General features: G+C 71.9%; 17 protein-coding genes. 3 read left to right on the top strand and 14 right to left on the bottom strand.

All coding sequences use genetic code 11. The features are described from left to right. Positions 1–38: 38 nt before the first annotated feature. The 3 genes from cmk to aroH all read right to left on the bottom strand — a co-directional run bounded on the left by cmk (position 39) and on the right by aroH (position 2,266). Positions 39–725, bottom strand: a complete 687-nt coding sequence (cmk, locus tag AB0G52_RS00160; protein ID WP_132889026.1) for a (d)CMP kinase — start codon at positions 723–725, stop codon at positions 39–41. Positions 726–821: 96 nt separating this feature from the next. Then, on the bottom strand, positions 822–1,907 hold the full coding sequence (locus AB0G52_RS00155; protein WP_361332384.1) for a prephenate dehydrogenase: 1,086 nt from the start codon (positions 1,905–1,907) through the stop codon (positions 822–824). Further along, positions 1,904–2,266, bottom strand: coding sequence for a chorismate mutase (gene aroH / locus AB0G52_RS00150; protein ID WP_132889024.1), 363 nt, complete (start codon positions 2,264–2,266; stop codon positions 1,904–1,906). The genes AB0G52_RS00155 and aroH overlap by 4 nt, the downstream gene beginning before the upstream one ends. Positions 2,267–2,491: 225 nt before the next feature. On the opposite strand from aroH, the gene AB0G52_RS00145 reads away from it, so the two are divergent. Both AB0G52_RS00145 and AB0G52_RS00140 read left to right on the top strand, forming a co-directional pair. Further along, positions 2,492–2,962 carry a Rieske (2Fe-2S) protein gene (locus AB0G52_RS00145; RefSeq protein ID WP_132889023.1) on the top strand — a complete coding sequence of 157 codons (471 nt, stop codon included), beginning with the start codon at positions 2,492–2,494 and terminating at the stop codon, positions 2,960–2,962. 23 nt (positions 2,963–2,985) lie between these two features. Further along, positions 2,986–3,666 carry a nucleotidyltransferase domain-containing protein gene (locus AB0G52_RS00140; protein ID WP_361332380.1) on the top strand — a complete coding sequence of 227 codons (681 nt, stop codon included), beginning with the start codon at positions 2,986–2,988 and terminating at the stop codon, positions 3,664–3,666. A gap of 11 nt (positions 3,667–3,677) precedes the next feature. On the opposite strand, the gene AB0G52_RS00135 is transcribed toward AB0G52_RS00140, so the two are convergent. From AB0G52_RS00135 to AB0G52_RS00085, 11 genes are all read right to left on the bottom strand, one after another. Then, positions 3,678–4,697 carry an ADP-ribosylglycohydrolase family protein gene (locus tag AB0G52_RS00135; protein ID WP_361332377.1) on the bottom strand — a complete coding sequence of 340 codons (1,020 nt, stop codon included), beginning with the start codon at positions 4,695–4,697 and terminating at the stop codon, positions 3,678–3,680. Continuing rightward, positions 4,694–5,413 carry an NUDIX domain-containing protein gene (locus AB0G52_RS00130; RefSeq protein ID WP_361332374.1) on the bottom strand — a complete coding sequence of 240 codons (720 nt, stop codon included), beginning with the start codon at positions 5,411–5,413 and terminating at the stop codon, positions 4,694–4,696. Before AB0G52_RS00130 ends, AB0G52_RS00135 begins: the two co-directional genes overlap by 4 nt. A 158-nt stretch (positions 5,414–5,571) precedes the next feature. Then, the gene (locus AB0G52_RS00125; protein WP_132889019.1) at positions 5,572–6,693 is read right to left on the bottom strand and encodes a pseudouridine synthase; all 1,122 of its coding nucleotides are present in this window, start codon (positions 6,691–6,693) and stop codon (positions 5,572–5,574) included. After that, positions 6,693–7,346 carry an SMC-Scp complex subunit ScpB gene (gene scpB / locus AB0G52_RS00120; protein ID WP_361332371.1) on the bottom strand — a complete coding sequence of 218 codons (654 nt, stop codon included), beginning with the start codon at positions 7,344–7,346 and terminating at the stop codon, positions 6,693–6,695. Before scpB ends, AB0G52_RS00125 begins: the two co-directional genes overlap by 1 nt. After that, entirely contained in the window at positions 7,343–8,383 is a 1,041-nt protein-coding gene (locus tag AB0G52_RS00115; protein ID WP_361332368.1) for a segregation/condensation protein A, read from the bottom strand. The genes scpB and AB0G52_RS00115 overlap by 4 nt, the downstream gene beginning before the upstream one ends. Before the next feature lie 18 nt (positions 8,384–8,401). After that, positions 8,402–9,007 (bottom strand): hypothetical protein, encoded by a 606-nt coding sequence (locus AB0G52_RS00110; protein WP_132889016.1) that lies wholly within the window; start codon positions 9,005–9,007, stop codon positions 8,402–8,404. Beyond that, on the bottom strand, positions 8,992–10,119 hold the full coding sequence (locus AB0G52_RS00105) for a ParA family protein (RefSeq protein WP_132889015.1): 1,128 nt from the start codon (positions 10,117–10,119) through the stop codon (positions 8,992–8,994). The genes AB0G52_RS00110 and AB0G52_RS00105 overlap by 16 nt, the downstream gene beginning before the upstream one ends. A gap of 411 nt (positions 10,120–10,530) precedes the next feature. Continuing rightward, positions 10,531–11,646, bottom strand: coding sequence for an alanine dehydrogenase (ald, locus tag AB0G52_RS00100; protein ID WP_165939383.1), 1,116 nt, complete (start codon positions 11,644–11,646; stop codon positions 10,531–10,533). A gap of 143 nt (positions 11,647–11,789) precedes the next feature. Beyond that, a complete protein-coding gene (locus AB0G52_RS00095) occupies positions 11,790–13,856 on the bottom strand; it encodes a tetratricopeptide repeat protein (RefSeq protein ID WP_361332364.1) in 2,067 nt (688 codons plus the stop codon). Positions 13,857–14,076: 220 nt separating this feature from the next. Continuing rightward, positions 14,077–14,703 (bottom strand): NUDIX hydrolase, encoded by a 627-nt coding sequence (locus tag AB0G52_RS00090; RefSeq protein ID WP_132889012.1) that lies wholly within the window; start codon positions 14,701–14,703, stop codon positions 14,077–14,079. A 96-nt stretch (positions 14,704–14,799) separates the two neighbouring features. After that, entirely contained in the window at positions 14,800–16,488 is a 1,689-nt protein-coding gene (locus AB0G52_RS00085) for a CTP synthase (protein WP_132889011.1), read from the bottom strand. Positions 16,489–17,006: 518 nt separating this feature from the next. On the opposite strand from AB0G52_RS00085, the gene AB0G52_RS00080 reads away from it, so the two are divergent. Further along, positions 17,007–18,809, top strand: coding sequence for a glycoside hydrolase family 15 protein (locus tag AB0G52_RS00080; RefSeq protein ID WP_132889296.1), 1,803 nt, complete (start codon positions 17,007–17,009; stop codon positions 18,807–18,809). Positions 18,810–18,860 lie beyond the last annotated feature (51 nt).

Below are 18,860 nucleotides of genomic sequence, written 5' to 3'. Positions count from 1 at the left end.
GCGCCGCCCGGTCTCGGCGCCCCGCTGCGACGGAAGGCTCACTTCCCGGCCCGCTTCTCCTCGACGAGGGTGACGACACACTCTATGACCTGGGCCAGCGTCAGCTCGGTGGTGTCCACCTCGACCGCGTCGCCCGCCTTGGCGAGCGGCGAGGTCTTGCGGGTCGAGTCGGCCGCGTCCCGCTGGATCAGCGCCTCACGGGTGGCGTTGACGTCGGCGCCCTTCAGCTCGCCGCTGCGGCGGGCGGCACGCGCCTCCGCGGAGGCGGTGAGGAAGACCTTCAGGTCGGCGTCGGGCAGCACGGTGGTGCCGATGTCCCGGCCCTCGACGACGATCCCGGCCTCGGCGGAGGAGGCCAGGGAGCGCTGCAGCTCGGTGATCCGGGTGCGCACCTCGGGCACCGCGCTGACCGCGCTCACCTTGGAGGTGACGTCCTGGGTGCGGATCGGGCCGGAGACGTCGACGCCGTCGACCGTGATCGTCGGGTGGGCCGGGTCGGTGCCGGAGACGATCTCCGGCTTGCCGGCCACCGCGGCGATCGCCGTGGGGTCGGTGAGGTCGATGCCGTTGTTCACCATCCACCAGGTGATCGCCCGGTACTGGGCGCCGGTGTCCAGGTAGCTGAGGCCCAGCTGCGCGGCCACGGCCTTGGACGTGCTCGACTTGCCGGTGCCCGAGGGGCCGTCGATCGCGACAATCACGGGCTTTGCGGCGCCGTTTTCCACGGGGGGACACCTTCCGGGTGCAGGTGGTGGGTGGTGTGCGGGGCGCCAGTGCGCCCCGCACAAGGTTACCGGCCCCCGGGACCGCCGGATTCAGGCCTACTGCCGCAGCGCCCAGCCGCGGTCCCGCAGCGCCGACGTGAGCACCGGCACCGCCTTCGGCTCGACCCACAGCTGGACGTGACCGGCCTGCTGACCGGTCGCGTGCTCGATCCGCACGTCCTCGACGTTGACCCCGGCCGCGCCGGCGTCCGCGAAGATCCGGGCCAGCTGGCCGGGCTGGTCGTCGATGAGCACCGCCACGACCTCGTAGGCCCGCGGTGCCGAGCCGTGCTTGCCGGGCACCCGGACCTGGCCGGCGTTGCCGCGGCGCAGCACGTCCTCGATGCCCGCGCCGCCCTCGCGCCGCTTGGACTCGTCCGAGGACTGCAGGGCGCGCAGCGCGCGGACCGTCTCGTCGAGGTCGGCGGCGACGTCGGCGAGCAGGTCGGCGACCGGGCCGGGGTTCGCGGAGAGGATGTCGATCCACATCCGGGGATCGGAGGCGGCGATCCGGGTCACGTCCCGGATGCCCTGCCCGCACAGGCGTACGGCCGCTTCCTCGGCGTGCTCCAGGCGGGCGGCGACCATGCTGGAGACCAGGTGGGGCATGTGGGAGACCAGGGCCACGGCACGGTCGTGGGCGTCGGCGTCCATGACGACCGGGACGGCGCGGCAGTGCGAGACCAGCTCCAGGGCGAGGTTCAGCACCTCGGTGTCGGTGTCCCGGGTCGGGGTGAGCACCCAGGGGCGGCCCTCGAAGAGGTCGGCGGTGGCGGCCAGCGGGCCGGACTTCTCCCGGCCGGACATGGGGTGCGTGCCGATGTACGACGACAGGTCCAGGCCGAGTGCCTCCAGCTCGCGGCGCGGGCCGCCCTTGACGCTGGCCACGTCGATGTAGCCGCGGGCCACGCCCCTGCCCATGGTGTCCGCGAGGACGGCCGCCACATGGGCGGGCGGGGCGGCGACGATCGCCAGGTCGACGGGGCCGGCGGGCGCCTCGTCGGTGCCCGCGCCGAGCGCGGCCGCGGTGCGGGCCTGCTCGGGGTCGTGGTCGGCGAGGTGGACGACGACGCCCCGCTGGACGAGGGCGAGCGCGGCGGAGGTACCGATCAGGCCGGTACCGATGACGAGCGCGGTTCTCACTGGGCGATGTCCTTGCGCAGGGCGGCCGCGGCCCCGAGGTAGACGTGGTTGATCTCGGCGCGGGGCCGCTCGGACTCGACGTGCGCGAGGATCCGCACGACCCTGGGCATGGCACCCGCGATGTCCAGCTCCTGGGCGCAGATCAGGGGTACGTCGACGATGCCGAGCTTGCGCGCGGCGGCCGCCGGGAAGTCGCTGTGCAGGTCGGGGGTGGCGGTGAACCAGATGCTGATCAGGTCGTCGGTGCTCAGCCCGTTGCGCTCCAGGACGGCGGTGAGCAGCGCTCCGACCTGCTCGGCCATGTGACCGGCCTCGTCCCGCTCCAGCTGGACGGCCCCCCGGACCGCTCGTACCGCCACGGCACCGCTCCTGTTCTGACGTCGGCTGTTGGTTCGTCCAAGCCTAGTCAGACCGCGCCCGGCGGGTCGGCGGCGCCCGCCCGCTGAGACACGCGACACCCGTTTTGCCACGTTGTGCCCCAGCTTGCTTCTTCTTGGGCGTTTCGGATGTCAAGATGCTGCTGCTCCGCCCGGAGCGACGCCGGCCTCCGCCTTCTGGTTCTTCCGCACGTTCGGGGTGACGACATGACCGACGGCTCCACTCGACGCACGGTTCTCGCGACGGGCGCCGCCGCGCTCGCCGTGGGCTGCGCGGGATGCAGCAACAGCAACGGCAGCGGTTCCGCCTCCTCGCAGTCGCCCACCGCAGGTTCGTCCGCCTCGGAGTCGGCGGGTCGGAGCCCGAGCGCGGGTGCCGGTACGGGTACCGGGAAGGCGCTGGCGAGCACGGGTGACATCCCGGAGGGCGGCGGCACGATCTTCAAGGAACAGAAGATCGTGGTGACCCAGCCGAAGGCGGGCGAGTTCAAGGCCTTCTCGGCGATCTGCACCCACGAGGGGTGCACGGTGAACCAGGTGGTGAACGGCACCATCGACTGCCCGTGTCACGGCAGCAAGTTCCACATCGCCGACGGCTCGGTCGCGCACGGCCCGGCCACCCGGCCACTGCCCGCCGAGTCCATCACCGTGAGCGGAAATTCGATCATGCGAGCCTGAACCGCCGCGTACGCTCCCTGGGCATGCAGCCCGAGGACCTGGTACGCCACCACACGATCTACGCCTGTGTCATGGGCTCGCGCGCCTTCGGGCTGGCCACCGGCGACAGCGACACCGACCGGCGGGGCGTGTTCCTCGCCCCCACTCCCCTGTTCTGGCGCTTCGAGAAGCCGCCGCCGCATGTGGAGGGGCCGGACGAGGAGCGGTTCTCCTGGGAGCTGGAGCGGTTCTGCGAACTGGCGCTGCGGGCCAATCCGAACATCCTGGAGTGCCTGCACTCGCCCCTGGTGGAGCACGTCGACGACACCGGCCGCGAACTGCTCGCGCTGCGCGGCGCCTTTCTGTCCCGCCGCGCCCACGGCACCTTCACCGGCTATGCCCTCGCCCAGCGCCGCAAGCTCCACGAGGACGTCCGCACCCGCGGCGCGCCGCGCTGGAAGCACGCCATGCACCTGCTGCGGCTGCTGACCAGCGCCCGTGACCTGCTGCGCACCGGCGAGCTGACGGTCGAGGTCGGCGACGGCCGGGAGGCGCTGCTCGCGGTGAAGCGGGGCGAGGTGCCCTGGCCGGTCGTGGAGTCCCGGTTCGCCCGGCTGGCCGAGGAGACCGACGAGGCCCTGCGGCACATCCCGCTCCCGGCGGAGCCCGACCACGCGCGCGTGGCCGACTTCCTGTTCCGGACCCGGCGCGCCTCGGCCGCGTGACCGGGCCCGGTTCAGGCGTCCCAGAGGGCGCCCAGGGTCATCAGGTCGCCCCGGTACTCGACGCGGTCGGCCCACTCCGTCGGCCAGGCGTCCTCGCCCAGCCAGGCCCCGGCGAACGCCCCGGTGAGGCAGGCGATCGAGTCCGAGTCGCCGGAGGAGCAGGCGGCCCGGCGCAGGGCGGCCAACGGCTCCTCGGGGAAGAGCAGGAAGCACAGCAGCCCGGTGGCCAGGGCCTCCTCGGCGACCCAGCCGGCGCCGGTGGCCTGACAGGGGTCGTCCTCCGGGGAGACGGCGGCGACGGCGTCCCGGAGGCGGTCGAGGATCTCCAGGCACTCGTCCCAGCCGCGCGCGATGAACGCCTCGGGGCTCGCGTCGTGGCCGCGTGTCCACAGGTCGCCAAGCCAGGTGTGGTGGTAGCGGGCGCGGTTGTCCACGGCGTACGACCGCAGCCGTCCGACGAGGTCCACCGGGTCGGTCCCCTGTGCGAGCAGCAGCACGGCGCGCGCGGTGAGGTCCGAGGCGGCCAGGGCGGTGGGGTGGCCGTGGGTGAGGGCGGACTGCAACTGCGCGGCACCGGCCCGCTGTTCGTCGCTCAGTCCGGGTGCGAGGCCGATGGGCGCGACCCGCATGTTGGCGCCGCACCCCTTGGAGTCGATCTGGCTGGCGTCCTGCCAGATCCGGCCCTCCTCCTTCAGGAGGGCGCAGGCCCGCAGGCAGGTGCGGCCGGGCGCGCGGTTGTTCTCCGGCGACTGGTACCAGTTCACGAACTCCTCGCGCAGCGGCCGCTCCAGCCGCTTCGGCCCGAGCACCCCGCGGTCCATGGCGGTGCGCAGCGCGTGCCCGACGGCCAGGGTCATCTGGGTGTCGTCGGAGACGAAGGCGCGCTTCGGCAGCTCCATCCGCCGCCAGGGCCCGCACTTGGCGAGGATGGCGGGTACGTCGTCGAACTCGGTCGGGAAGCCCAGTGCGTCCCCGAGGGCGAGACCTATGAGGGAGCCGGTGGCGGCGCGTTTGTGGGCGGTGAAGGTCATGCGGGGCGTCCTTCCCGGGACGGGCGGAGCAGGGGCGGGCGGAGTGTCGTGGCGGGGCCCGCGCGGTAGAGCGCGGCCGGTTTGCCGCGCCCGCCGGTCAGCCGGGCGGCTCCGGGTACCGGTTCGACGAAGCCGGGCGTGGTGAGGACCTTGCGGCGGAAGTTGGGGCGGTCCAGCGTGACGCCCCACACGGTCTCGTAGACGTTCTGCAGCTCGCCGAGCGTGAACTCGGGCGGGCAGAAGGCGGTGGCGACGCAGCTGTGCTCCAGTTGCGCGCCGACGCGGTCGTGGGCGTCGGCGAGGATCCGGTCGTGGTCGAAGGCGAGCGGCCGGGCGGGGTCGTACGGCAGCCAGCGCGCCTGGGCCGCGTCGCCGCCGCCGTGCGGCTCGGGCGGATGGGGCAGCAGCGCGGTGAAGGCGACGGAGACGACCCGCATCCTCGGGTCGCGGTCCGGGTCGCTGTAGGTGCGCAGCTGCTCCAGGCGCAGCCCCGACACGTCGGCCAGGCCGGTCTCCTCGGCGAGTTCCCGCCGGGCCGCCGTCTCGGCCGACTCCCGGGGCATCACGAAGCCGCCGGGCAGCGCCCACCGGCCGGCGTACGGCTCCAGTCCGCGCTCGACGAGCAGCACGTGCAGGGCGCCCGCGCGCAGGGTGAGGACGGCGAGGTCCACGGTGACGGCGAAGGGTTCGTAGGCGTACTTGTCGTAACCCTGCACGGTCTCTTCACCCCCTCCCGTTAATAGTCTTAACGACTATAAAACCCGGTCCGATCACCGCGCAAGCCCTCCACGCCCGCGGGAGCCCCTTTCACGGGAACGACGACGGCCGGTCCCGGTGGACCCGGGACCGGCCGTCAGAAGGGCGCACAGGCGCTCTAGAGGTCGACTTCCTTCATCAGCATCCCGACCTCGGTGTTGGACAGGCGGCGCAGCCAGCCCGACTTCTGGTCGCCGAGGGTGATCGGGCCGAAGGCGACCCGCACCAGCTTGTCGACCGGGAAGCCGGCCTCGGCCAGCATCCGGCGCACGATGTGCTTGCGGCCCTCGTGCAGGGTGACCTCGACCAGGTAGTTCTTGCCGGTCTGCTCGACGACCCGGAAGTGGTCCGCGCGCGCGTAGCCGTCCTCCAGCTGGATGCCGTCCTTGAGCTTCTTGCCGAGGTCGCGCGGGATCGGGCCCACGATGTGCGCGAGATAGGTCTTCTTCACGCCGTACTTGGGGTGGGTCAGCCGGTGCGCCAGCTCGCCGTGGTTGGTGAGCAGGATGACGCCCTCGGTCTCGGTGTCCAGGCGCCCCACGTGGAAGAGGCGGGTCTCCCGGTTGGTGACGTAGTCGCCGAGGCACTGCCGGCCGTCCGGGTCCTCCATGGTGGAGACCACACCGGCCGGCTTGTTCAGCGAGAAGAACTGGTACGACTGCGTGGCGACGGTCAGCCCGTCGACGCGGACCTCGTCCTTCTCCGGGTCGACCCGCTTGCCCTGCTCCAGGACGATCTCGCCGTTGACCTCGACACGGGCCTGCTCGATCAGCTCCTCGCAGGCGCGCCGGGAGCCGTAGCCCGCGCGGGCGAGGACCTTCTGCAGCCGCTCGCCCTCCTGCTCCGCGCCCGGGAAGGTCTTCGGGAGCTTCACGTCCTTCTTGCCCGCGTACCGCTCGCGGTTGCGCTCCTCGGCGCGGGCGTCGTACTCACGGGAACTCGCCGGAGCGGTACGGCCGCGCCCGGTGCTCTGCCCCTGCCTCGGGCCGCCCTTGGCGCCGCCGCGCGCCGAGGCGCCGCGGCCCGACTTCGGGCCGTCCTGGGTGGCGCCGGGGCCCACGTCGTAGCGCCGCTCCTCCGGGCGCGGCTTCTTCGGCCGGCCGCCCTGCTTGTCGTCGCGGGCGTTGCCGGCACCGCGGTAGTTACCGCGGCCACCGCTGCTCCCGCCGCGGCCGCCGCTGTTGCCACCACGGCTCCCGCCGTTGTTTCCGCTGCTGTTCCTGCCGCTGCTGCTTCGCATCAAAGTTCCGTCTTGTCGTCTGCGTCCTCGGAATCCGGAGCGTCCGGATCGAACGACGGCACACCCTCCTGGGTCTCGGCCTCGATCGCCTCGGCCTCCGGGAGGAAGGGCGCGAGCTCCGGGAGCTCGTCCAGGCCGCGCAGGCCCATCCGCTCCAGGAAGTAGTTCGTCGTCCTGTACAGGATCGCACCTGTTTCGGGTTCCGCGCCCGCCTCCTCGACCAGACCGCGCTGGAGCAGGGTGCGCATCACACCGTCGCAGTTGACCCCTCGTACGGCCGAGACCCGGCTGCGGCTCACCGGCTGGCGGTACGCGACCACCGCGAGGGTCTCCAGCGCGGCCTGGGTGAGCCGTGCCGTCTGCCCCTCCAGGACCAGCCGCTCCACGGCGGGCGCGTACTCGCCGCGCGTGTAGAAGCGCCAGCCGCCCGCGACGAACCGCAGCTCGAAGCCGCGGCCCTGCGCGGTGTACTCGTCGGCCAGCGCCCGCAGCGCCTTCGTGATCGTCTGCCGGGGCCGTTCCAGGATCCGGGACAGGTGCTCGGCCGTGGCGGGCTCGTCCACGACCATCAGGACCGCCTCCAGGGCCGGCTTGAGGTCGAGGTCGGCGACGGGACGCAGCCCCGTCGGCAGGTCCGTGGTGTCCTCGCTCACGGCTTCTCCTCCTTGGGCGGCTCGGGCGGCCGGTCGAACTCGTCGGTCACCGTGGGCTGGATCCCCGCGTCCCCGCCGGTCCACCGCACGATCAGGTCCCCGAGGGCGGTCTCCTGGTCGAGGGCGACGGCCTTCTCCCGGTACAGCTCCAGGAGTGCCAGGAAACGGGCCACGACGGTGAGCGTGTTGTCGGTGTCCTCGACGAGCACCCGGAAGCTGGCCTCCCCCAGCTCCCGCAGCCGCGCCACCACGATCCCGGCCTGCTCCTGCACGCTGACCAGCGGGGCGTGGATGTGGTCGACGTACACCTGCGGCTTGGGTTTGGGCTGCATCGCCTTGACCGCGAGCTTCGCGAACCCCTCGGGACCGATGCTGATGACGACCTCGGGCAGCAGCTCGGCGAGGTGCGGTTCGAGGCCGACGGTACGGGGCCAGCGGCGGGCCTCGTCGTCCAGGCGCCGGTTGAAGATGTCGGCGACCTGTTTGTACGCCCGGTACTGGAGCAGCCGCGCGAACAGCAGGTCCCGGGCCTCCAGCAGCGCCAGGTCGGCCTCGTCCTCCACCTCGGCGGCGGGCAGCAGCCGCGCGGCCTTCAGGTCGAGCAGGGTGGCGGCGACGACGAGGAACTCGGTCGTCTGGTCCAGGTCCCAGTCCGGTCCCATGGCCCGGATGTGCGCCATGAACTCGTCGGTGACCTTGGACAGCGCGACCTCGGTGACGTCCAGCTTGTGCTTGGAGATCAGCTGGAGGAGGAGGTCGAAGGGCCCCTCGAAGTTGGCGAGCCGCACCGTGAAGACCCCGTCGGGAACGGCTTCCGCCGCGCCCGCTTCTGGCGCGGGGGCCGGCTGCGGTGCGTCGGCCGGCTTCGGCGGGGTGCCCGCACCTGCCCGTGGGGCGGTTTCCGGCCCGGAGCGCGGTGCCGCGGGGGTCGGGTCCGGGGACTCGGGCGTCGATGGAGGCGCTGCCCCCGGGCCTCGGCCCAGGGCGCGTCGGCGGCCGCCGGAGGGGCCGGGAGCGGGGGCGTCGGTCGAGGTCATGGCCCCCGCAGGCTACCTCTACCGGCCCCGCAGCCGTCGTACGAGGATGCTCGCGTCACCGCGGGACTCCAGGTCCGCCAGCACCACGGCGACCGCCTCGCGGACGATCCGTCCCCGGTCGACGGCGAGTCCGTGCTCGCCGCGGAGCACGAGGCGGGCGTGCTCCAGGTCCATCAGCTCCTCGGCGGAGACGTACACGGTGATCTTCTCGTCGTGCCGCTCGCGCCCGCTGGGCCGCCGGGCGGGCGCCCTGCCACCGCGCTGCTTGCGGGGCGCGGCCTGGGCGTCGGCGCCAGAACCTTCCTGCACCGGCTGCCGCCGCGCACCCGAGGGGGCCACGGTGGCGGAGACCCCGCGGTTGCGGGACTCCCCGGACTCGGCCGGTTCCGCCTCCGCCGCCACGTGCTCCGCGCCCTCGCCGTCGCCGCCCTGCGCGGGCACCGCGTGCGGCGCGTCCTCGGCGGGTTCGGCCGCCGAGCCGTCGTTCTCCCCCACGGGAGTCGCGGGGGACGGCACCCGGGCCTCGCCGTTGGCCGGGCGCCTGGGGCTGGACGGCTGCAGCGCCATCCCCCCGGTCGTACGGAACAGTTCGTCGGCCCCCGGCAGACTCACTCGGCGTGACACCGGGCGAGCACCTCCCTGGCGAGCTGGCGGTAGGCGGCGGCACCGACGGAGTTGGAGGCGTACGTGGTGATCGGCTCACCGGCGACCGTGGTCTCCGGGAAGCGGACCGTGCGGCCGATCACCGTGTGGTAGACGTGGTCGTCGAAGGCCTCGACCACACGGGCCAGCACCTCACGGCTGTGCACGGTGCGGGAGTCGTACATGGTGGCGAGGATGCCGTCGAGCTCCAGCTCCGGGTTGAGCCGCTCCTGGACCTTCTCGATGGTCTCGGTCAGCAGGGCGACACCACGCAGCGCGAAGAACTCGCACTCCAGCGGCACGATCACCTTGTGGGCGGCCGTCAGCGCGTTGACCGTGAGCAGGCCGAGCGAGGGCTGACAGTCGATCACGATGTAGTCGTAGTCGGGCAGCAGCGGCTTGAGGGCGCGCTGCAGCGTCGACTCGCGGGCAACCTCGGAGACCAGCTGGACCTCGGCGGCCGACAGGTCGATGTTGGAGGGCAGCAGGTCCATGTTGGGGACCGCGGTCTTCAGGAGGACCTCGTCGGCCGCCATGCCCCGCTCCATGAGCAGGTTGTAGACGGTGAGGTCGAGCTCCATCGGGTTGACGCCGAGACCCACCGACAGCGCGCCCTGCGGGTCGAAGTCCACGAGCAGCACCCGCCGGCCGTACTCCGCGAGCGCGGCACCCAGGTTGATGGTCGACGTGGTCTTGCCGACGCCGCCCTTCTGGTTGCACATCGCGATGATCGTCGCGGGGCCGTGACTGGTCACCGGGCCCGGGATCGGGAAGTAGGGAAGCGGGCGTCCGGTCGGGCCGACGCGCTCGCGGCGCTGGCGGGCCGCGTCGGGCGCCAGCGTGGCCGCGTACTCCGGGTCGGGCTCGTACTCGGCGTCGGGGTCGTAGAAGTGCCCGTCGGGCAGTTCGTCGTAGTCGGCGAAGTGGTTGTGGGGCGCGCCACTTCCGTCGCCGGCCCTGGCGTTCACGTGATGGCCATCCATGCTCTGGTGTGCTGTCCGCGTGGTCAGCGGACTCCGGGCTGCTGTGAAGGTGCGCACCGCGACGGAGCCGACAGCCTCGAACCCCGCGGGACCCTGGTCCCGTACCGGCATTCCTGGTTGACCACCCCCGGGAGAAAATGTCGACTCATTCACAAGTCGTCTTACCTCCTTGGTGACCAGGAAACTTCTAGACAGGTCAGCGTGGCACCATGCCGACGGTTGGCGACTCTATGGCGTGTCGGGCGTCCGCAGCAACACAATCCGCCGGACCCGGCACGATGTGTCGGCAATGAAACATGTCGCTGTCAAGGGCGTACGGCCGTCGCACAGCAGGTTTCACCGGTGTGCGAATCGGTCGAAGGGTTACGTTCGAGGCGAGTTGACCGAGAGCCGCAAAGTGACCATACACACATCCGGCCGGACCTTGTCGGGCAAGGTCCGGCCGGACGCGAGTGATTGACGCGGCTTGTTGACGTATCGCCTTTACGAAAAGGTGACTTAGCGGCCGCCTGCCGTTCCGGCTCAGCCGATCAGCGTGTCGAGGTCCACGTGGTCCAGGCCGTGCGCCTCGGCGACCTCCTTGTAAACGACCTTGCCGTCATGGGTGTTGAGGCCCTTCGCCAGCGCGGCGTCCCGGCGCAGCGCCTCCGCCCAGCCGTTGTTCGCGAGCGACACGATGTACGGCAGCGTGGCGTTGGTGAGCGCGTAGGTGGAGGTGTTGGGCACCGCGCCGGGCATGTTGGCGACGCAGTAGAAGACCGACTCGTGGACCCGGAAGGTCGGCTCGGCGTGGGTGGTGGGCCGGGAGTCCTCGAAGCAGCCGCCCTGGTCGATCGCGATGTCGACAAGGACACTTCCCGGCTTCATCCGGGAGACCAGCTCGTTGGTGACGAGCTTCGGGGCCTTGGCGCCCGGGATGAGCACCGCGCCGATCACGAGGTCGGCCTCCAGGCAGGCCTTCTCCAGCTCGAAGGAGTTGGAGACCACCGTCTGGATCTTGGTGCCGAAGACCTTGTCGGCCTCCTTGAGCTTGTTGATGTCCTTGTCCAGCAGGGTCACGTGGAAGCCCATGCCGATGGCGATCTGGGCGGCGTTCCAGCCGGAGACCCCGCCGCCGATGACGACGGCCCTGGCGGCGAGCACGCCGGGGACACCGCCGGGGAGCACACCGCGACCGCCGTTGGCGCGCATCAGGTGGTAGGCGCCGACCTGCGGGGCGAGCCGGCCCGCGACCTCGGACATGGGCGCGAGCAGCGGCAGCGCGCGGCTCGGCAGCTCGACGGTCTCGTAGGCGATGGCCGTGGTGCCGGACTCCAGGAGCGCGTCGGTGCACTCCCTGGACGCGGCCAGGTGCAGGTAGGTGAAGAGGGTCTGGTCCTTGCGCAGCCGGTGGTACTCCTCCGCGACCGGCTCCTTGACCTTCAGCAGCAGGTCGGCGGTGGCCCACACCTCGTCGGCGGTGTCCAGGATCGTGGCGCCGGCGGCGGTGTACTCGTCGTCCGGGATCGACGAGCCGACCCCGGCGCCGCGCTCGATGACGACCTGGTGGCCGTTGCGCACCAGCTCGTGGACGCCGGCCGGGGTGATGGCCACCCGGAACTCGTTGTTCTTGACCTCGCGGGGGATGCCGACCTTCACGTCGATCACGGTCCTTGGCTCAGAGGGTGTGGGGGCATGACTGCACATACCCGGCATACGGGGTACACCAGGAGACACCGCAGGAGAACCGGCGGCAGAGCCAGTTTAATGAAGGCGTTCCGCGTGTCTAGCCTTTCATTGCATCAATCTTTTGGTGACCCAGTACGGATTTCGTAGGTGTTAGCGCCCTGTTCCGGCTCGGAGTCCGAGTCCGAGGGGGACGCGGCCCCCTCCCCCAGCATGCGCTCGGCCGCCGCCCGGTGCAGGCTCGCGGCGGTGGAGTCGCCGAGCCGCTCCAGCGTGTCGGCCAGCCGGAGCTGGAGCGCCGCCTGGAGCCGGGCGTCCTCGGCACGGCGCGCCCACTCCACCGCCTCCTGGCAGGTGCGCAGCGATTCCTCCGGGCGTCCGGCGTACTCCTGCACCCGGGCGAGTTCGCTCAACGCCCGTGCCTGTGCGGCCACATCGCCGTTCTTGCGGTGGCCGGAAACAGCCGCCCGCCAGGCCCTGAGCGCCTCTCCGTAACGGCCCGCGTAGGTGTGCGCGCCGGCGATACGGCCGTAGAGCCGGGCGGCCTCGGCGCGCTCGTCACGGGCCAGGCGCTGGGCGAGGGCGCGGCCGAACCAGTCGGCGGCCCGGTCGTAGTCGCCCAGCTCCTGATGCGCACCACCTACGGATTCCATCGCGCGACCGGTGGCGTACGGGTCATGTGCTCTGCGTCCGGCGTCCAGAGCGGACCGATAGCGCACCAGCGCCTCCCTGGTCCGCCCGGTCTGGGCGTCCAGGTCGCCCAGGTTCAGCAGGGCCGCGGCCTGCTCGCGGGGCAGGTCGAGGCGCTCGGCGACGTCGAGGACGAGCCGGTGGACGCCGTACAGGTCGGGGGCCGCGGCCCGGGTGCCGAAGTGCGCCACCATGGCCTTGACCAGCTGGGCCATCAGGCGGCGGGCCAGGGTGTCCAGCTCACCGTCGGCGACCGCGGCGCGGGCTGCGGCCAGCAGGGCGGGGCGCCGGGCGCGCAGCCAGTCGGCGGCGGCCCGGGGGGCGGGGAAGCGCAGCTCGTGAGGGAGTGCCTGGAGCTTCTCGCGGGCCTGCGGGTTGTCGGTCTCGGTGATCGCCCGGCAGGACTGCAGCAGCCGTACCGTGCGCTCCAGCATGCGGGCGCGGGCCAGCTGGAGCTCGCCGGTCCGCTCGTGGGTCTCGGCCATGGCCCGGATCAGCGGGTGCAGGCAGCCCGGGACCTCGTACTGGGGCAGCGGGGAGGCCGCGACGTGCAGCAGGCCGAGGCGGACCAGTTCGTCGAGGGTGGTGCGGGCGGTGTCGACCGAGCAGCCGGCCAGGGCCGAGGCGGTGTGCGGGTCGACCAGGCCGGCCGGGGCCAGGCTGAGCAGTCGCAGTATCCGGGCGGGCTGGGCGGGCAGCTGGCCGTGCACGAAGCGGAAGACCCGGGCCAGGGCACTGCTGTCGTCGGCGTCGGCGTGCAGGCGTTTGGCGAGGTCGGAGACGGCCGCCTGGGGGCGGGCGGCCAGCCAGCCGCCGGCCAGGGTGAGCGCGGCGGGGTGCGCCTGGCACACCTCCACCAGCGCCTCGGCGGACCGCGGGTCGACGGTGATGCGGACCGAGCCGGTGTAGCGGGCGAGCAGCTCCACGGCCGACTTGGTGTCGAGGCCGCCCAGGGTGCACGGGCGGACGTCCGAGATCCCGGTGAGCGGGCCGCCGGAGACGGCGACGACCAGGCAGTCGGGGGTCTCCGGGAGCAGCGCGTCGACCTCTTCGGCACCCGGGGCGTCGTCCAGCAGGAGCAGCATCCGGCGGTCGGCGAGGGCGGTGCGCAGGGCGTGCGTGAGGTCGTCCTCGGCGGCGCCGGGCGGGGTGGGCAGGCCGAGCGCGGTGAGCAGGTCGCGGGCGGTGCGCTCGACGGGGACCGGGGTGCCGTCGGGCTCGGCGAGGCGGGCGCGCAGCACCCCGTCGGGGTAGTCGGCGGCGACCCGGCGGACCAGTTCCGCGGCCAGGGCGGTGCGTCCGGATCCGGGCCGGCCCGCGATCAGCAGGACGCGGGCACGGGGGGCCTTGCGGCCCGCGATGGTGTCCAGGCCAGCGCGCTCGATGTCCGCGCGCAGTTCCTTCAACTCCCTTGTGCGGCCCAGGAACTGGTCGTCCGGGGCCGCGGGCGCCGCCAGTCGTGCGCCGCCTGTGTCCACCGCCTGATCCGTCACGGGCCACACTCCCGTCCCACCGCACACGCAAGCCCGCCGGGACTCCGGTTCGGGCGTTTCGGCTCACTCGCGTCGAGCCTAGTTCACATGCGCGGACGTTCCCGGCGGAGCGCGGCGGGCGCATCGCCCGATCGGATCAGGCGATGGTCACACCGGTACGGCCACAGGAAGGAATCCGGTCCAGGAGCACGGGTCCGGGAGCACGGGTCCAGGAGCGGGTTCAGGACTCGAAGGGGCGGGCCGGCCAGGGCGCGTCGGCCGGGCGCAGGGCGTCGAGGCCGTCGCCCGCGCGGGCGGCGACCAGGGAGAGGACGCCCGTGACGAGGCAGGTGTTGTGCAGGTCGCCGGCGAGCACCCGGCGGACCAGCTCGTCGACCGGCACGCGCGCGTACTCCAGGTCGGTCTCCTCGTGCTCCGACTCGAAGCGGTCCCCCTCGGCCTCCGCGAGATCACGGGCGAGGAAGACCCGTACGGCCTCGTCGCAGCCGCCGGGGGTGGTGTAGAGGTCGGTGAGCACCCGCCAGTCCTCGGCCTTGACGTGGGCCTCCTCGTACAGCTCGCGCTGGGCGGCGTGCAGCGGGTTCTCGCCGGGGACGTCGAGCAGGCCGGCCGGGATCTCCCAGAGCTTCTGCCGGACCGGGTGCCGGTACTGGCGGATGAGCAGGACGCGGTCCTCCTCGTCGAGGGCGAGGACGGCGACGGAGCCGGGGTGGACCTGGTAGTCGCGGCGGACCACCGTGCCGTCGGGCATGACCACCTCGTCCGTGCGGACGGAGGTCTTGTTGCCCACGAAGGGGGTCTCCGTCGCCCGGATCTCCCACTCCTCGGGGGTGTCCTTGATCGTCATGCCGTGCCGCCCTTCCACGCGCCTGCCACCTGCAGAGAAGAAAACCGGGGTGCTCACCGTGAAGGTGTGCGCCCCGGCCACCGTACAACCGGTGTGTTACTTCGCATTCCCCTGCTGGTCGGCGCCCTGCCGGCGCGCTACCGCGGCCTTCACCAGGCCCGCGAACAGCGGGTGCGGGCGGGTGGGGCGGGAGCGCAGCTCCGGGTGGGCCTGGGTGGCGACCAGGTAGGGGTGGACGTCGCGCGGGTACTCGACGTACTCGACGAGCTTGCCGTCCGGGGAGGTGCCGGAGAACAGGATGCCGGCCTTCTTCTCCAGTTCGGCGCGGTAGGCGTTGTTGACCTCGTAGCGGTGCCGGTGCCGCTCCTCGACGTACTCCTTGCCGTCGTACACCTCGCGCACGATGGAACCCTCGGCCAGCTTCGCCGGGTACATGCCCAGCCGCATGGTGCCGCCCATGTCGCCCTCGCCCGCGACGATGTCCAGCTGCTCGGCCATGGTGGAGATGACCGGGTGGCCGGTGGCGGAGTCGAACTCGGTGGAGTTGGCGTCCGGGATGTCGGCCAGGTTGCGGGCGGCCTCGATCACGATGCACTGCAGGCCCAGGCAGAGGCCGAGCAGCGGGATCCGGTTCTCGCGGGCGTAGCGGATGGCGCCGACCTTGCCGAGCACACCGCGATCGCCGAAACCGCCGGGGATGCAGATGCCGTCCACGTCGGACAGCTGGGCGGCGGCACCGGCCGGGGTCCTGCAGTCGTCCGAGGTCACCCACTTGATCTTCACGCGGGCCCGGTTGGCGAAGCCGCCGGCGCGCAGCGCCTCGGTGACCGACAGGTAGGCGTCGGGCAGGTCGATGTACTTGCCGACCAGCGCGAGGGTGACCTCGTGCTCGGGGTTGTGGACGCGGTCGAGCAGGTCGTCCCAGGTCCGCCAGTCCACGTCGCGGAACGGCAGGTCCAGCTTGCGGACGACGTAGGCGTCCAGGCCCTCGCCGTGCACGGTCTTCGGGATGTCGTAGATCGAGCGGGCGTCCGGGCAGGCCACGACCGCGGCCTCGTCGACGTCGCACATCAGCGAGATCTTGCGCTTGATGGCGGTCGGCACCTCGCGGTCGCAGCGCAGCACGATCGCGTCCGGCTGGATGCCGATGTTGCGCAGCGCGGCCACCGAGTGCTGGGTGGGCTTGGTCTTCAGCTCGCCGGACGGGCCGATGTAGGGCAGGAGCGAGATGTGGACCACGAAGACGTTGTCCCGGCCGACCTCGTGGCGGACCTGGCGGACGGTCTCCAGGAACGGCAGCGACTCGATGTCGCCGACCGTGCCGCCGACCTCCGTGATGACGACGTCGACCTCGTCGGTCGCCATGCGCCGGATGCGGTGCTTGATCTCGTTGGTGATGTGCGGGATGACCTGGACGGTGTCGCCCAGGTACTCGCCGCGCCGCTCCTTGGCGATCACCGTGGAGTAGACCTGGCCCGTGGTGACGTTGGCGGAGCCGTCCAGGTCGCGGTCGAGGAAGCGCTCGTAGTGTCCGATGTCCAGGTCGGTCTCGGCGCCGTCGTTGGTGACGAACACCTCACCGTGCTGGAAGGGGTTCATCGTGCCGGGGTCGACGTTCAGGTACGGGTCGAGCTTCTGCATCACGACGCGCAGGCCCCGTGCCTTGAGCAGCATGCCCAGGCTGGAGGCCGTCAGGCCCTTGCCGAGCGAGGAGGCGACACCCCCGGTGACGAAGATGTGCTTGGTCGTCGTGGCTGTGCTGTTTCGGAAAGCATGCGGCGGCATGGCCAAGAGGGGGCTCCCGTGGTCGCGGTCTGTCGTGCGGTACGGCGGCCGTCCGGGCGTTTCCGGGGGTGGTGCCGTCGCTGCGGTTCGGGGGTTTCGCGCCCACCGGTCCACGGGCTACCAGGGTATCAGCGCCTCGGGGAGATGGCTTCCGGCCACGGTCCGTACACACGCCGGCACGGACACGGGGTCCTGCTTACCGGCTTTTCACTCAGCGCTCACCCGTTCGGCCCACACCGGTTGCCCGGAGCAGCACGCAGATCATCTACGTGCGTCGTACCATGCTCGGACACTCGCTGCCGAGCACGTCCGGAAAAAAACGGCACACCCCCGCCCGTACTCCCGGAACAACGAGAGCCTGGCAGTTCGTTGAGCTATGACTGTCGTTTTGCCTCAGGGCATGGCGGGCTGCTTTGCTTCACCGCTCAACGACGTACAACAACAACCCCCCTTGACCGCACTAGCGACAGCCCCCCGTATGCCCGGGGGGTGACGTGGCCGTTCGACTGGAGTTGCACGTGGCCGGGCGCATCGAAGACTACGCACTCATCGGAGACATGCAGACCGCTGCCCTGGTCTGCCGGGACGGCACAGTCGACTGGCTGTGCCTGCCCCGCTTCGACTCGCATGCCATCTTCGCCGGTCTGCTCGGCACCGAGGAACACGGTTTCTGGCGGCTCGGCCCGGCGCACGCGGCCGACTCCGAGCCGCCGACCGCGGCCCGCCGCACCTACCGCGGCGACTCGCTGATCCTCGAGTCGGAGTGGGACACCCCGCGCGGCACGGTCCGGGTCACCGACTTCATGCCACCGCGTGACGGCGCGCCCCAGCTGATCCGCATCGTCGAGGGCGTCACCGGCCGGGTCCCGATGCGCTCCGTCCTGCGGATGCGGTTCTCCTACGGCCGGGTGGTCCCCTGGGTGCACAAGCACGACGGCCGTACGGTGGCCGTCGCGGGCCCCGACTCGGTGTGGTTCGACACCGCCGCGGAGACCTACGGAAAGTCACTGACCACGTACGCGGACTTCACGGTGGCCCCCGGCGACCGGATCGCGTTCACCATTTCCTGGGAGCCCTCGCACAAGGAGCCGCCGGCGCTGCCGGAGCCGGAGCAGTCGCTGCAGGCGACCGAGGACTTCTGGCGCGACTGGGTCGAGCACTGCACGTACCACGGCCCCTACCGGGAGGCCGTGATCCGGTCGCTGATCACGCTGAAGGCCCTCACGTACGCCCCCACCGGCGGCATCGTCGCCGCGCCGACGACGTCCCTGCCCGAGGACATCGGCGGCGTCCGCAACTGGGACTACCGCTACACCTGGCTGCGCGACGCGGCGATCACCCTGTCCTCGCTGCTGCGCACCGGCTACCGCGAGGAGGCCCGCGCCTGGCGCGAGTGGCTGCTGCGCGCGGTCGCCGGCGACCCCGAGAACCTGCAGATCATGTACGGCATCGCGGGCGAGCGCGAGCTGGGCGAGGCCGAGCTGGACTGGCTGCCCGGCTACGAGAACTCCGCGCCGGTCCGGGTGGGCAACGGCGCGGCGCACCAGCTCCAGCTGGACGTCTACGGCGAGGTCACCGAGGCCCTGCACCTGGCCCACATGACCGGCCTCGCCCGCAACGACTACGCCTCACTGCTCCAGCTCAAGCTCATCCGCTACCTGGAGGACCACTGGGACGAGCCGGACGAGGGCATCTGGGAGGTGCGCGGCCCGCGCCGGCACTTCGTGCACTCCAAGGTGATGGCCTGGGTCGCCGTGGACCGGACGATCAAGCTGATCGAGTCCGGGGACGCGGACGGCCCGCTGGAGCGCTGGAAGGAGCTGCGCGACGACATCCACCGGGACGTCTGCGAGCGCGGCTACGACAAGGAGCGCAACACCTTCACGCAGTCGTACGGCTCGCAGGAGCTGGACGCGTCGCTGCTGCTGATCCCCCAGATGGGGTTCCTGCCGCCGGACGACAAGCGGGTCATCGGCACCATCGAGGCGATCCAGCGCGAGCTGTCCACCTCGGACGGCTTCATCCTGCGCTACCCGACCTCGGGCGGCGACGAGGGCGTCGACGGCCTCCCCGGTGACGAGGGCGCCTTCCTGGCGTGCTCGTTCTGGATGGCCGACGACCTCGCGATGATCGGCCGCGTCGACGAGGCCCGCAAGCTCTTCGAGAAGCTCCTCGCCCTGCGCAACGACCTCGGGCTGCTCGCCGAGGAGTGGGACCCGCGGCTGAAGCGGCAGGTGGGGAACTTCCCGCAGGCGTTCAGCCACGTGCCGCTGATCGACACGGCACTGCGGCTGACCGCGTCCGGGGCGTACGGCGGGTAGCCGCCGCGGGGCGGGCGGGCGTCGCCGGCCGCGGGATCCGAAGGTGCCGTG

The sequence above is a fragment of the Streptomyces sp. NPDC021562 genome (assembly GCF_040640875.1).
Classification (GTDB): domain Bacteria; phylum Actinomycetota; class Actinomycetes; order Streptomycetales; family Streptomycetaceae; genus Streptomyces.
This window is presented reverse-complemented; position numbering and strand designations above follow the sequence as displayed.

Bases quoted from the DNA above. Each gene is read 5' to 3' on its own strand.
- AB0G52_RS00145 (WP_132889023.1), top strand. From the start codon at position 2,492: ATGACCGACGGCTCCACTCGACGCACGGTTCTCGCGACGGGCGCCGCC.
- AB0G52_RS00140 (WP_361332380.1), top strand. From the start codon at position 2,986: ATGCAGCCCGAGGACCTGGTACGCCACCACACGATCTACGCCTGTGTC.
- AB0G52_RS00135 (WP_361332377.1), bottom strand. From the start codon at position 4,697: ATGACCTTCACCGCCCACAAACGCGCCGCCACCGGCTCCCTCATAGGT.
- AB0G52_RS00125 (WP_132889019.1), bottom strand. From the start codon at position 6,693: ATGCGAAGCAGCAGCGGCAGGAACAGCAGCGGAAACAACGGCGGGAGC.
- AB0G52_RS00115 (WP_361332368.1), bottom strand. From the start codon at position 8,383: ATGACCTCGACCGACGCCCCCGCTCCCGGCCCCTCCGGCGGCCGCCGA.
- AB0G52_RS00105 (WP_132889015.1), bottom strand. From the start codon at position 10,119: ATGCCGGTACGGGACCAGGGTCCCGCGGGGTTCGAGGCTGTCGGCTCC.
- AB0G52_RS00090 (WP_132889012.1), bottom strand. From the start codon at position 14,703: ATGACGATCAAGGACACCCCCGAGGAGTGGGAGATCCGGGCGACGGAG.
- AB0G52_RS00085 (WP_132889011.1), bottom strand. From the start codon at position 16,488: ATGCCGCCGCATGCTTTCCGAAACAGCACAGCCACGACGACCAAGCAC.